Genomic DNA, 12706 nt, shown 5'->3' on the forward strand with positions numbered 1-12706 from the left:
GACCTGCTGGTCTACCCGGCGTGAGGGGCGCGTCGGCGGAGGGGGCTCACGTCGGGCAGCGAGCCGCCTCCGCCGACGCGCCCCTCACGCCGGGTAGACCAGCAGGTCCTCCGGAGCGACGGTGAAGCCTGCCTCGCGTCCGGGCGCGAGGTCGAGGCGCGCCGCGTCGGCCGCCGGGACGTCGGCGGTCAGGAGCGCGCTGCGCACCCGCACCGCGTCTCCCCGCTGCTCCACATCGGTGATCACGGCGCGGAGGCCTTCCTCTCCGACGGAGACGGCGGAGGGGCGGACCGCGGCGAGCACCGCGGCGCCGACCGCGACCGGCTCGGCCGCCACTCCGGACAGCTCGTGACCGTCGGCGGTGCGCAGACCCGTCGCGGTGCGGACGCCCTCGAGCAGCTCGAGCCCGGCGAGCTCGGCGGTGAACGCGGTGCGCGGGCGCGTGAGGACCCGGGCGGTCGGCCCCTCCTCGACCACGCGGCCGCCGTGCAGCACCAGAACCCGGTCGGCGAGGGTCCAGGCGTCGAGCACGTCGTGGGTGACCACGATCGCCGAGCGGTCGGCGAGCACCTCGCGGAGCATCCGGCGGAGGACCGGGGCGGTCCGGGCGTCGACCGCGGCCAGCGGCTCGTCGAGCAGCAGGAGGCGCGGGTCGGTCGCGAGGGCCCGGGCGAGGGCGACCCGCTGCGCCTGGCCGCCGGAGAGGCTCCCCGGGCGCCGGTCGGCCAGGTCGGCCACGCCCGCGGCGGCAAGCTCGCGCTCGGCCCGCTCGAGGGACCGCGCCCGTCCGGCGCCGGCGCTGCGCGGACCGAACGCCGCGTTCTCGCGCACGCTGAGGTGCGGGAACAGCAGCGGGTCCTGCGCCAGCAGGGCGACGGGGCGGCGGTGCGGAGGAGTCCAGCGGCGGTCGTCGAAGAGCAGCGCGCCGCCGGCGGTCGCCCGCCCGGAGTCGGCGCGGACCAGGCCGGCGATCAGCTCGAGCACGGTCGACTTGCCCGCGCCGTTGGGCCCGAGCAGCGCGATCGTCTCGCCCTCGGCCACGTCGATCCGCACGTCGATCCCGCGCGCCGCGAGCCGCGCCTCCAGCAGCAGGCTCACCGCGGCACCCCCCGGGCGGAGCGGCCGTGCGCGAGACCGATCACGAGCACCGCGACCACCACGAGCACCAGCGCGAGGGCGACCGCCGCGTCCGGATCGCTCTCGCGCTGCAGGTAGATCTCGAGCGGGAGGGTGCGCGTCGTGCCCTCGAGGCTGCCGGCGAAGGTCAGCGTCGCCCCGAACTCGCCCAGCGCCCGCGCGAACGAGAGGATCGCGCCCGAGGCGAGGCCCGGCAGGATCAGCGGCAGCGTGATCCGCCGGAGCACCGTACCGGGGGAGGCGCCGAGCGTCGCGGCGACCGACTCGTACCGCGCGCCGGCGCTGCGCAGCGCGCCCTCGAGCGTCAGCACCAGGAACGGCAGGGCCACGAAGGTCTGCGCGATCACGACGGCGGTGGTCGAGAACGCGATGCGGACGCCGAGGGCCTCCAGCGCGCCGCCGAGGAGGCCCATCCGCCCGAAGGTGAAGAGCAGCGCCAGCCCGCCGACCACCGGCGGCAGCACCAGCGGCAGCAGCACCAGCGAGCGGAGCAGGCGCTGGCCGGGGAAGGCCGTGCGGGCGAGCACGAGGGCCATCGGGGTGCCGAGCAGCAGGCACAGCAGGGTCGCGACGGCGGAGGTGCGCAGGCTCAGCAGGAGCGCGGCGATGGAGGAGTCGGAGGTGATCAGCGGCAGGAACTGCGGCCAGTCGACGCGGGCGAGGATCGCGGCGAGCGGGAGCAGCACCAGCAGGGCGCCGAGCGCGGCGACGGCCACGACCCAGCGCGGCAGGCCGGACCCGGTGCGCATCAGCCGCGGGCGAGCGGCGTCTCGACGATGACCGTGGTCGCCTTGACCACCGCCACCGCGGGAGACCCGGGCTCGAGCCCGAGCTCGCGGACCGCCTCGCTGCTCATCAGCGAGACCACGCGGTGCGGACCGCACTGCAGCTCGACCTGCGCCATCACGGTGTCCATCACGATGCCGGTGACGATCCCGACGAAGCGGTTGCGGGCCGAGCGCGCGACCGGGGACGGATCCTCCGGCAGCACGGCGTTCGCGCGGGCGAGCCGGGCGACCTCGAGGCCGTCGACGACGCGTCTCCCGGACGCGTCCTTCGCGCTCTCGAGCGTCCCGTTCTCGATCCAGCGCCGCAGCGTGTCGTCGCTCACGCCGAGCGCGGCGGCGGCGTCCCTGATCCGTATCTGCGGCATGGAGTCGATCCTACGTCCGCGGCTGAGCCTGTGCCGTGTCCCTCTCCTCTCCACGAGGCGCCGCCGCGGTGCGCCTCCTCCGGCGCGCCGCGTACCCGCACGGCATCTTGTGGAGAGGGAGGAGAGGAACGCGGAGGAACGGGCGCTGGGGATCCCGGGCCGCGCGCGCAACCCCCTGGAGGACCGGCGGGAGCACGACGCACGCTGAAGGGACGACGACACAGGAGGCGGCATGCGCGCGATGGTCTACCGGGGCCCCTACAAGGTCCGCGTGGAGGAGAAGGACCGGCCGAGGATCGAGCACCCGAACGACGCGATCGTCCGGGTGACGATGGCGGCGATCTGCGGATCCGATCTGCACCTCTACCACGGGCTGCTCCCGGACACCCGGATCGGCCACACCTTCGGCCACGAGTTCATCGGCGTGGTCGACGAGGTCGGCTCGTCGGTGGAGAACCTCAGCGTCGGCGACACGGTGATGGTCCCCTTCACCATCTACTGCGGCTCCTGCTGGTTCTGCTCCCGCGGCCTCTACTCCAACTGCCACAACGTGAATCCGAACGCCACCGCGATCGGCGGCATCTACGGCTACTCGCACTCGGCAGGCGGCTACGACGGCGGGCAGGCGGAGTACGTGCGCGTCCCGTTCGCCGACGTGGGCCCGACGAGGATCCCCGAGTGGCTGCCGCACGAGGACGCCCTGATGCTCACCGACGCCTTCTCGACCGGCTACTTCGGCGCGCAGCTCGGCGACATCGTCGAGGGCGACACGGTCGTGGTGCTCGGAGCCGGACCGGTCGGCCTGGCCGCCGCGCGCTCCGCCTGGCTGATGGGCGCCGGCCGCGTCATCGTCGTCGACCAGATCGACTACCGCCTCGCCAAGGCCCGCGACTTCGCCTTCGCCGAGACCATCGACTACACCGAGGAGGACGACCTCATCGTCACCCTCAAGAAGACCACCGGCGGGCTCGGCGCCGACGTCGTGATCGACGCGGTCGGCGCGGAGGCCGACGGGAACCTCCTCCAGCACGTCACCGGCGCCAAGCTCAAGCTGCAGGGCGGCTCGCCGATCGCGCTCAACTGGGCGATCGACGGCGTCCGCAAGGGCGGCACCGTCTCGGTGATGGGCGCCTACGGTCCGCTCGCGAGCGCCGTCAAGTTCGGCGACGCCGTCAACAAGGGCCTCACGCTGCGGATGAACCAGGCCCCCGTCACCCGCCAGTGGCCGCGCCTGTTCGAGCACATCCGGGCCGGGCACATCACGCCCAGCGACCTGATCACGCACCGCATCCCGCTCGAGCACATCGCCGAGGGGTACCACCTGTTCTCGTCCAAGCTCGACGGCTGCATCAAGACCGTCGTCGTCCCGTAGGAGGATCCCGTGCCGTACACCGCCGACCGCCCCGTCCGCGTGCCGACCGCCGAGGAGCTGCGCGCCCGCATCCCCGGCTGGGGCGCCGACCTCGATCCCGCCGACCGGCCCGCGTTCCCCCGCGAGCGCAGCGACCTCGTCTCGGGCGCGCACTGGGAGCGCCCGGAGAGGATGCGGACGCACGGCCGTCGCGAGAAGAGCATCGAGCACCTCGAGCTGCCCGCCGTCTTCGGCACGGCGCAGCCCCTCCACGGCCTCTCGGGCGCGATCCGCCGCTACGCCTACGACCGGTTCAGCGAGGGGCGCCACGCGCACTGGCTGCTGCTCGTGCTGGGCGACCGGGTGGAGTCGACCGGGGCGCACCTCCGCTCGCTGCTCACGACACGGCCGGACGATCCGATCACCGAGACCGGTGTGCTGGCCGAGGCGCACGCGCACCCGATCGCCTCGCGCCGTGGCCGGTCCGACGTGCGCCACCAGATCCTCGACCCGCTGCTCGTCGGCGGTCCCTGGGCCCTCGCGGCCCTCGGCGCCGTGGCCGTCGCCCGCCGCCTCCTGCGCTGACGCCCGTTCCCCTCTCGCGAGAGGCCGCTCCGGTACGCCGCCGTCGGCGTGTCGCGGACCGGAGCGGCGTCTCGCGGAGGAGGACGGGGTTCAGCGGCTGCGGGGCGCGGCGCCCGCGGTCGGCGCGGTGCGGGTGTCGACGCTCGCCGTGAGTGCCGCGGAGTAGCCGGACGCCGGGCTGCCGGACATCGCCGCGAGCTGCAGGGCTCCGCCGTCGTCGCCGAAGACGGAGTCCGAGTCCAGGCCGACCCGGGCGAGGTTCGCGGCCGAGCCCGCGTACGCCTCGAGGGCGTAGACCGCGGTGCACGCCTCCTCATGCAGGGCGACCTGCGAGGTCGCGATCGCGTTCGATGCGTCGGTGATCGAGTCCACTCCCGGGTACACCTCGAAGTGGATGTGCGGCCATCGGCCGGAGTAGCAGGCCGGGACGATCGAGGCGAAGGAGACGACGCCCGACGCGTCGGCGACCTGCACGCCGCGGAGGTACGTCTCGTCCTCGACGCCGCTGGAGTACATCGAGTAGTCCCCGTGCGCGTCGCAGTGCCAGACGTACACGGCGGCTCCGGCGAACGGCACGCCCCCGCTCGCCGCGTCGAGGATCGTCAGAGTGAGCGCCAGGGGGACCCCGTCGGCCGTCGCGCCGCCGCCGATGCTGGTCCGCAGGTCGCTGCGGACGATCCCGGAGCGCTCGAGGACGTCGACCCCGTTCGAGCCGTCGCCCGGGTAGGGGCCGGCCGTCTCGTCGGGGATCTCGCCGGCGACCGCGGTGCCGGCCCCGGCCGTGGCGGTCGCGGTGGGAGTCGCGGTGGCGGTCGCGGCGGCGGAGGAGGCGGATCCCGATCCTCCGGTGGCGCACGCCGCGAGCCCGAGGGTCGCCGCCCCCGCGCCGACCAGCGTCAGCACGCCGCGCCGCGAGAAGAGGGTCCCCACGTCGAACGGGAGGCCCTGGTCGACCACCTCCTCCTCGGGGCGGTCGAGGCGGCGGCCCTCATAGGCCGGTCCGTCGGGCGTGCTGCGGGGCTCCGGGATGCGGGTCATGGTCGTGCTCCTCGTCGGTCGTGGTGTCCGTCGCGAGCAACCCTGGCGGCCGAGGCTCTGCGCCTTCGATGACCGTCCTACGACCCTCCTATGACCGACCTGCCGACCGCCCTGCAGGCCTCCTCCGACGCCGCGACGCCTCTCACGGCGCTCCGAACCCGGCCGCCGCGAGCACCGCGCGCCCGGCGTCGGAGGCGACGTACGCGACGAAGGCCGCCGCCGTGGCCGGGTCGCCCGCTCCGGTCAGCGCCGCGATCGGGTACGTGTTCACCGCCTCCGAGGCCTCATCGAAGGGGATGCCGGTGACCGAGCCCGCGGCCCCGCGGACGTCGGTCGCGTAGACGAGCCCGGCGTCCGCTTCACCCGAGGACACCTTGCCGAGCACGTCGGTGACCGACGACTCCTCGCTCACGGGGGAGATGTCGACCCCGGCGGCCTGCTCGACGGCGGCGGCGGCTGCTCCGCACGGCACCTGCGGCGCGCAGACGACGGTGGCGGTTCCGGGCCGGGCGAGGTCGGCGAGCGAGGCGACCTGCGCCGGGTTGCCGGGGGGCACGGCGATCTCGAGCGTGTTCGTGGCGATGTCGACCGGGTCCCCGTCGACGAGCCCGCCCTCGGCGACGGTGGACATCGTGCGCTCGTCGGCGGAGGCGAAGACGTCGGCCGGGGCGCCGTTGACGATCTGCGTCGCGAGGTCGGAGGAGCCGGCGAAGGAGAGCTCGACCTGCGCTCCGGGCTCGGCGGCCTCGAACCCCGCGGCGAGCTCGGTGAACGCGCCCTTCAGCGAGGCGGCGGCGAAGACCGTGAGGGAGCCGCCGACCGAGGACGTCGCGCCGCCGGGGGCCGCATCGCCGGCGGGGGTCGACGGAGCGGAGCAGCCCGCGAGCAGGAGGAGCGCGGCAGCGGCCGGAACGAGGGGGAGCAGGCGACGACGCACGGAGACCTCCGGATCTGGAGTCCGCAGATGCGGCGGACAGCTGATCCTAGGACCTCAGGTGCGGAGAAGGGCTGTAAGTGGGGCTTCACATACGGCGGAGAGACGATCCGAGGACCGGACCGGCCGGGCGACGCACCTGCGCGGGGAACGACCGCCCGCGCGACGCACAGCGGCGGGCGGACCGCAGCCCTCCGGCTCCGGCCCGCCCGCCGCTCGTCGCGACCGCCTCGACGGCGGTCCTCCGCTCAGCCCTGCGGCGGCGAGTAGAACTGGAGGTCGTTGCCCTCCGAGTCCTTGAAGGGGAGGATGCGGCCCCACTCGTGGTCGCTGATCTCGCCCTCGATCGACGCGCCCCGCGCCGTGAGGCGCTCCAGCTCGTCCTCGATCGAGCCCTCGGGCTGGAACGAGATGACCGCCCCGCCCTGCTCCGCGACCGTAGCCGACTCGCGGGCGTTCAGGCCGATCATCAGCCCGCCGGCGTCCAGCTCCGACCAGTCGTCCGAGGTGTCCTTGACCTCGAGGCCGAGCGTGTCGCGGTAGAACGCGACCGCCCGCTCCATGTCCGTGACGGGGACCCAGACCGTTGCGACTCCTGATGCCATGTCGTGCTCCTTCGCTCGATGATGCCGATCCTCCGACGCTAGGTCGGGGACGCCCGGAGCGGGGGCCCTTGCGCCGACGCGCGGAGGCTGCTCTCGCGCGGGCGCCTCTCCGCCGAGACACCGCCCCCTCGCCGGCGTCTCGGCGCGCAGCGGGACGTCTCCGCCCGGCCTCCGCGCGAACGCTCGCCGCCTCAGCGCTCGGCGACGAAGCGGTGCACCACCGCGAGGTCCTCGTCGCCGAGGCCGGCGTCGACCAGGTCGCGGAACACGGTGCGGAGCGTGCCGAGCAGCGGAGCGGAGGTGCCCGTCGCCTCCGCCTCGTCGGCCGCGGCCCGCAGGTCCTTGTCCATGAAGGAGGCGACGCCGGTCGGCGTGTAGTCGCGGGCGACCAGGGCGGCGCGCTTGGTCTCGAGCACGCGGCTGCCCGCGTAGCCGCCCTGCAGCAGGGCGAGCAGCGTGTCGAGGTCGAGGCCGGAGCGCTCGGCGATGACGGCGGCCTCCGCGATCGCGGTCATGGTCGCGGCGACGACGAGCTGGTTGCAGGCCTTCGCCACCTCGCCGGCGCCGAGCGGCCCGAGGCGGACGGCGGTTCCGCAGGCGGACAGCACGGGCAGCACCCGGGCGACGTCCTCCTCCGCCCCGCCGACCATGATCGAGAGGGTCCCCGCCTCGGCGCCCTCGGTGCCGCCGCTGACGGGGGCGTCGACGAGGCGGAGCCGCGGGTGGCGTCCCGCCAGCTCGCGCAGGCCGGTGGCGGACACGCTGGAGCAGACGACGAGCACGAGGTCCGACCCCGCGGCGAGCACTCCCTCTTCTCCCTCGAGCACCTCCTCGAGCTGCGGCAGGTCCGGCACCATCACGATCAGCACGTCCGAGGCGGCGGCGAGCGAGCGGGCGGAGTCGTGCCACTGCGCCCCGGGGACGGCGCGGCGGGCGCGGTCGGCGGAGCCGGGGCGCGCGGTGATCCCGAGCGGGACGCCAGCGGCGACGAGGCGCCGGGCCATCGGGGCGCCCATGCTCCCGAGCCCGACGAAGCCGGTGCGCGCGGGCGGGAGGGCGGCGGTCGTGGTGTCCGGCATGCGCCCAGCATATCGAACACGGTTCACAGGAGTGAAGTAGGGTGGGCGCGGGCCGATCCGGGGGAGAGCCTCCCGCACCGTCCCGCGAAGGGACACCCGTGACCGATCGCCTCCGCGTCGTCATCGCCTCGCCGCTCAGCCCCGAGTTGATCGCCCGCATCGTCGAGCTCGAGCCGCGCCTCGACGTCGTCGCCGACCAGAGCCTCCTCCCTCCGATGCGCCACCCCGGCGACCACGGCGGAGACCCCTCCTTCCAGCGCACCCCGGAGCAGCAGCGCGCCTTCGACGAGCTCGTCGACTCCGCCGACGTGCTCTACGGCGTGCCGGACGAGACCCCCGCCGCCCTCGCGCGCACGGCGGCCGCGAATCCGCGCCTCCGCTGGGTGCAGACGATGCCCGCGGGCGGAGGCGCGCAGGTGCGGGCCGCGGGGCTCGACGACGCGCAGCTCGAGCGCATCGCGTTCTCCACCTCGGCGGGAGTCCATTCCGAGCCGCTCGCCGAGTTCGGGGTCTTCGGACTCCTGGCCGGTGCCAAGTCCCTCCCGCGCCTCCAGTCCCTCCAGCGCGAGCGCGTCTGGGGCGGCCGGTGGACGATGGGGCTGATCTCGGAGCAGACGGTCCTGATCGTGGGGCTCGGCACGATCGGGCGCGCGACGGCCCGCAAGCTCCAGCAGCTCGGCGCCCGCGTGATCGGCACGAGCCGCCACGAGACCGAGGTGGAGCACGTCGACGAGATCGTCGCTCCCGACGCGATCGCGGAGGTGGCGGGCCGGATCGACGGGGTCGTCGTCACGCTCCCCGGCACCGCCGCCACCGAGAAGCTGGTCGGCTCAGAGTTCTTCGCCGCACTGCGCCCCGGCGCCTCGTTCGTCAGCGTCGGCCGAGGGACGGTCGTCGACGAGGAGGCGCTGCTCGCCGCCCTCGACGACGGCCGCGTCGGCTTCGCCGCGCTCGACGTGGTGGCGGAGGAGCCGCTCGAGCAGAGCAGCCCGCTCTGGAGCCACCCGAGCGTCCTGATCAGCCCCCACACCGCGGCGCTGAACGTCGCGGAGGACCGCCTGATCGCCGAGCTCTTCGCGCGCAACGCCACCCGCTTCCTCGACGGGGAGCCCCTGATCAACCGAGTCGATACGGTGGAGTTCTACTGATCCCGCCCCCGGAAGAGGACGCCATGGCCCGCCCCGATGCGCCCCCGACGACGGTCGACTCCGACAGGGGCTCGGGCGCCCCGGCCGTGTCGCGCGCCATGCGGATCCTCGATCTCCTCGCCGACGCGGGCGGCCCGCGCACGCTGACGGACATCGCCCGCGAGCTCGGGATCGCCAAGTCGTCGACCTCGAACCTCTGCGCCGCGCTCGAGGAGGGCCGGCTGATCCGCCGTGTCGGCTCCGGCTTCCTCCTCGGCCGGCGCACCGTCGAGCTCGGCAGCCACTACCTCGCCGGCTTCGACCCGGTGCGCGAGTTCTACCGGCTCTGCGAGGAGTCGCCGGTGCTTTCGCGTCAGCTGGTGCAGATCGCGCTGCTCGACGGCACGCGGGTCCTCTACCTGGCGGTGCACGAGGGGCGGGAGCGGTTCGCGCTCTCCGCGAGCGTCGGCGACCGGTACCCCGCCTCCGCCACGGCCGTCGGAACGGCGCTCCTGGCCGAGCTCGACGACAGCGAGATCGCCGAGCGCTTCGCCGACGACCGCGACATCGTCGTCTTCACCGACCGGTCCACGTCCTCGACCCGCGAGCTGCTCCGCAAGGTCGCCGCGGCGCGCGTGCGCGGCTACGCGATCGACGACGGCGAGCTGCACCCCAGCGTCCTGGGCGTCGCCGTCGCGGTCCCGGCCGCCACCCGCTCCGATCTCTCGGTCGCGGTCGGCGTCTCGCTGGTCCGGCCGGTCGGCGACGATCAGGAGGAGGTCGTCGCGGCCCTCCGCGAGGCCGCCGCGGCGCTCGGCCGCCCGCCCCTCGTCGCCGGAGCACCCGCCTGACGCCTCGCCGTCCATTCTGTTGAATGCCGTTCACTGGGCTGTTACGCTCGGCCCATCCCGCCTCTGCGGGCCGGAGTGAGCGAGGCACCGTGGCGACCAGCAGAACCAGCACGAGCGGCGTCGAGCCGAGGGGCGTCCGCTGATGCGCCTCGCGCGGATCCGGGCCGAGGACGGACCGGCTGTCGTCCTCCAGGTCGCGGGGGAGTGGCGCGAGATCGCGGACGCCTTCGCCGCGGAGCCGGTCGAGACGGGCCGCCGCTGGCCCGTCGAGGGCGCGCACCTGCTGGCCCCGGTGGAGCCCCGCGTCATCCTCGGCATGGCGCACAACGGCTCCGCGGCCGACCGGCTGCTGCCGCCGCAGGCCTTCCACAAGACCGCGCACACGCTGGCCGGGCCCGGCGATCCGATCGTCCTCGACGAGGGCATCGGCCCGGTGGTCGTCGAGGGCGAGCTCGCCCTGGTCATCGGCCGCACCGCGCGGCACCTCACGCCCGAGGACGCGCTCGCGCACGTGCTCGGAGCGACGGTCGCGAACGACGTCACCGCTCCCGGAATGATCGCCGCCGACGGCCTCTTCCTCCAGGGCAAGAACGGCGACGGCTGGACGCCGCTCGGACCGTGGATCGAGACCGGAGTCGACGTCGACGCGGTCGGCATCACGGTGAGCGTCGACGGGGAGGTGCGGGCCGTCTCCTCGACCGACCGCCTCGGCTGGCGCGCCGCCGAGATCCTGGTGCACCTCACCTCCCACCTCACGCTCCACCCGGGTGACGTCGTCCTCACCGGCTCGCCCGGCACGGCCGTCGAGGTCGGGCCCGGCCAGGAGGTCCTGATCGCCCTCGACGGGATCGGCGCGCTCGCGAGCCGCACCGTCGCGGGCCCTCCGCGCGCGGCGCCTCCGCAGCCCTGACACCCGCTCCGACCCTCTGGAGGAACCGTGCTCTTCGACCTGACCGACCGCGTGGCGCTCGTCACCGGATCCAGCCGCGGCATCGGCCGCGCCGTCGCCACCGGCCTCGCCGAGGCGGGCGCCACCGTCGTCCTGAACGGCCTCGACCCCGAGCGCCTCGAGGCCGCCCGCGCCGAGCTCGCGGAGCGGTTCCCCGGCACCGACGACCGCCCGCGGATCCACGCCCGCGCCTTCGACGTCACCGACGACGCGGCCGCCGAGGCGGGCGTCGCCTGGATCGAGGAGGCGGTGGGTCCGTTGCGCATCCTGGTCAACAACGCCGGCGTCCAGCACCGCGTGCCCCTGCTCGAGCTCGAGGTCGCCGACTGGGAGCGGGTGCTGCGCACGAACCTCACCAGCGCCTTCGTGGTCGGCCGGGCGGCGGCGAAGCGGATGATCCCGCGCGGCGCCGGGAAGATCGTCAACGTCGCCTCGGTGCAGGCCGATCTCGCGCGGCCGACGATCGCGCCCTACACCGCCTCGAAGGGCGGGATCCGCAACCTCACCCGCGCGATGACGGCGGAGTGGGCGCAGCGCGGCATCCAGGTCAACGCGATCGCTCCGGGGTACATCCACACCGAGATGACGCAGGGCCTCGTCGACGACGAGGCGTTCAACGCCTGGATCCTCGGGCGCACGCCCGCCGCGCGCTGGGGCCGCGTCGAGGACCTGATCGGCCCCGCCGTCTGGCTCGCCTCCGACGGCTCGGACTACGTCAACGGGCAGGTCGTCTTCATCGACGGCGGCATGACCGTCGTCGTCTGAGCCACCCCTCGACCCACCGAACGGAACCCGCATGACCGCGCTCGTCCCCGACTCCACCACCCGCGTCGTCGTCCACGCCGCCGGCGACCTCCGCGTCGAGGAGGCGCCGCTCGCGCCGCGCGGCTCCGGCGAGGCCCTCGTCGCCGTCGCGTACGGCGGGATCTGCGGCTCCGATCTGCACTACTGGACGCACGGCGCCGCGGGCGAGTCGATCCTCCGCGAGCCGCTGACGCTCGGCCACGAGGTGGTCGGCACGGTCGTCGAGGCAGCGGCGGACGGCTCAGGACCCCCGGTCGGCGCGGCCGTCGCCGTGCACCCCGCGACCGCGCGCGGCGAGTGGCCCGACGGGCGCCCCAACCTCGCGACCGAGGGCACCTATCTGGGCAGCGCCGCGCGGATGCCGCACACCCAGGGCGCGTTCGCCCGCCACGTGGTGCTGCCGGTGCGCATGCTCCGCGAGCTGCCCGCCGGCCTCGGGCTCCGGGAGGCGGCGCTCGCGGAGCCGGCGAGCGTCGCCTGGCACGCGGTCTCGCGCGCGGGGGAGGTGGCGGGACGGCGCGCGCTGGTGATCGGCAGCGGCCCGATCGGAGCGCTGATCGTCGCCGTGCTGAAGCGGGCGGGGGCGGCCGAGATCGTCGCCGTCGACCTGGCCGAGGAGCCCCTCGCGATCGCCCGGGCGGTCGGCGCGACCCGGACGATCCGCGCGACCGACGCCGACGCGATCGCCGAGGTCGCGGCCGACGTCGTCTTCGAGTCCTCGGGCAGCCCGCGCGGCCTCGCCTCGGCCGTCCGGGGCGCCGCCCGCGGCGGCACCGTCGTGATGGTGGGACTCCTCCCCTCGGGCGAGCAGCCGGCCCTGATCTCGCTCGCGATCACCCGGGAGCTGCGCCTGATCGGCTCCTTCCGCTTCGTCGACGAGATCGACGAGGTGCTGGCGGCGCTCGCCGACGGGAGCCTCGCGGTGGCGCCGGTGGTCACGCAGGTGCTGCCGCTGGAGCGCGCGCTCGAGGCCTTCGAGCTCGCCCGCGACGCCTCGCGCTCGAGCAAGGTGCTGCTCGACTTCACCCCGTGACGGGCGCTCGAGGCGCCTCCGGAGGGTCGGGATCGCCCGAGCGTTCGGGGTTCCCTCGGA

The 12706-nt window shown here is 74.9% G+C and carries 14 protein-coding genes; 7 read left to right on the forward strand and 7 right to left on the reverse strand.

Annotated features, from left to right (window positions below):
* Positions 1 to 84: 84 nt before the first annotated feature.
* The 3 genes from C5D50_RS05840 to C5D50_RS05850 are packed head-to-tail and all read right to left on the reverse strand — an operon-like array spanning position 85 to position 2290.
* Positions 85 to 1098, reverse strand: a complete 1014-nt coding sequence (locus tag C5D50_RS05840; protein WP_104283027.1) for a sulfate/molybdate ABC transporter ATP-binding protein — start codon at positions 1096 to 1098, stop codon at positions 85 to 87.
* Positions 1095 to 1886, reverse strand: a complete 792-nt coding sequence (locus C5D50_RS05845; RefSeq protein ID WP_104283028.1) for an ABC transporter permease — start codon at positions 1884 to 1886, stop codon at positions 1095 to 1097. The genes C5D50_RS05840 and C5D50_RS05845 overlap by 4 nt, the downstream gene beginning before the upstream one ends.
* Positions 1886 to 2290: a molybdopterin-binding protein gene (locus tag C5D50_RS05850; protein WP_104222447.1), complete on the reverse strand. Its 405-nt coding sequence runs from the start codon at positions 2288 to 2290 to the stop codon at positions 1886 to 1888. Before C5D50_RS05850 ends, C5D50_RS05845 begins: the two co-directional genes overlap by 1 nt.
* A gap of 232 nt (positions 2291 to 2522) precedes the next feature.
* Here C5D50_RS05850 and C5D50_RS05855 point away from each other — a divergent pair, with 232 nt between their 5' ends.
* Together C5D50_RS05855 and C5D50_RS05860 are read left to right on the forward strand one after the other, a co-directional pair.
* Positions 2523 to 3662 carry a zinc-dependent alcohol dehydrogenase gene (locus C5D50_RS05855; protein WP_104283030.1) on the forward strand — a complete coding sequence of 380 codons (1140 nt, stop codon included), beginning with the start codon at positions 2523 to 2525 and terminating at the stop codon, positions 3660 to 3662.
* Between the two features lie 9 nt (positions 3663 to 3671).
* Positions 3672 to 4226 (forward strand): hypothetical protein, encoded by a 555-nt coding sequence (locus tag C5D50_RS05860; RefSeq protein WP_104283031.1) that lies wholly within the window; start codon positions 3672 to 3674, stop codon positions 4224 to 4226.
* 90 nt (positions 4227 to 4316) lie between these two features.
* Here C5D50_RS05860 and C5D50_RS05865 read toward each other — a convergent pair whose 3' ends face one another.
* The 4 genes from C5D50_RS05865 to C5D50_RS05880 all read right to left on the reverse strand — a co-directional run bounded on the left by C5D50_RS05865 (position 4317) and on the right by C5D50_RS05880 (position 7882).
* The gene (locus tag C5D50_RS05865) at positions 4317 to 5264 is read right to left on the reverse strand and encodes an intradiol ring-cleavage dioxygenase (protein ID WP_104283032.1); all 948 of its coding nucleotides are present in this window, start codon (positions 5262 to 5264) and stop codon (positions 4317 to 4319) included.
* Between the two features lie 142 nt (positions 5265 to 5406).
* Complete coding sequence (gene modA / locus C5D50_RS05870) at positions 5407 to 6201, reverse strand: molybdate ABC transporter substrate-binding protein (RefSeq protein ID WP_104283033.1); 795 nt, start codon at positions 6199 to 6201, stop codon at positions 5407 to 5409.
* Positions 6202 to 6446: 245 nt separating this feature from the next.
* Positions 6447 to 6803: a VOC family protein gene (locus C5D50_RS05875; RefSeq protein WP_104233520.1), complete on the reverse strand. Its 357-nt coding sequence runs from the start codon at positions 6801 to 6803 to the stop codon at positions 6447 to 6449.
* Between the two features lie 191 nt (positions 6804 to 6994).
* Positions 6995 to 7882 (reverse strand): NAD(P)-dependent oxidoreductase, encoded by an 888-nt coding sequence (locus tag C5D50_RS05880; protein WP_104283034.1) that lies wholly within the window; start codon positions 7880 to 7882, stop codon positions 6995 to 6997.
* Positions 7883 to 7980: 98 nt separating this feature from the next.
* On the opposite strand from C5D50_RS05880, the gene C5D50_RS05885 reads away from it, so the two are divergent.
* The 5 genes from C5D50_RS05885 to C5D50_RS05905 all read left to right on the forward strand — a co-directional run bounded on the left by C5D50_RS05885 (position 7981) and on the right by C5D50_RS05905 (position 12646).
* Positions 7981 to 9030 (forward strand): D-2-hydroxyacid dehydrogenase, encoded by a 1050-nt coding sequence (locus C5D50_RS05885; protein WP_258069566.1) that lies wholly within the window; start codon positions 7981 to 7983, stop codon positions 9028 to 9030.
* Between the two features lie 23 nt (positions 9031 to 9053).
* Positions 9054 to 9860: an IclR family transcriptional regulator gene (locus C5D50_RS05890; protein ID WP_104233523.1), complete on the forward strand. Its 807-nt coding sequence runs from the start codon at positions 9054 to 9056 to the stop codon at positions 9858 to 9860.
* A gap of 142 nt (positions 9861 to 10002) precedes the next feature.
* Complete coding sequence (locus C5D50_RS05895) at positions 10003 to 10770, forward strand: fumarylacetoacetate hydrolase family protein (RefSeq protein ID WP_104283036.1); 768 nt, start codon at positions 10003 to 10005, stop codon at positions 10768 to 10770.
* Positions 10771 to 10797: 27 nt separating this feature from the next.
* Positions 10798 to 11574 (forward strand): SDR family oxidoreductase, encoded by a 777-nt coding sequence (locus C5D50_RS05900; RefSeq protein ID WP_104283037.1) that lies wholly within the window; start codon positions 10798 to 10800, stop codon positions 11572 to 11574.
* Between the two features lie 31 nt (positions 11575 to 11605).
* Complete coding sequence (locus tag C5D50_RS05905) at positions 11606 to 12646, forward strand: L-idonate 5-dehydrogenase (protein WP_104288954.1); 1041 nt, start codon at positions 11606 to 11608, stop codon at positions 12644 to 12646.
* Positions 12647 to 12706: the final 60 nt, after the last annotated feature.

The sequence above is a fragment of the Rathayibacter sp. RFBD1 genome (assembly GCF_002932915.1).
Lineage (GTDB): Bacteria > Actinomycetota > Actinomycetes > Actinomycetales > Microbacteriaceae > Rathayibacter.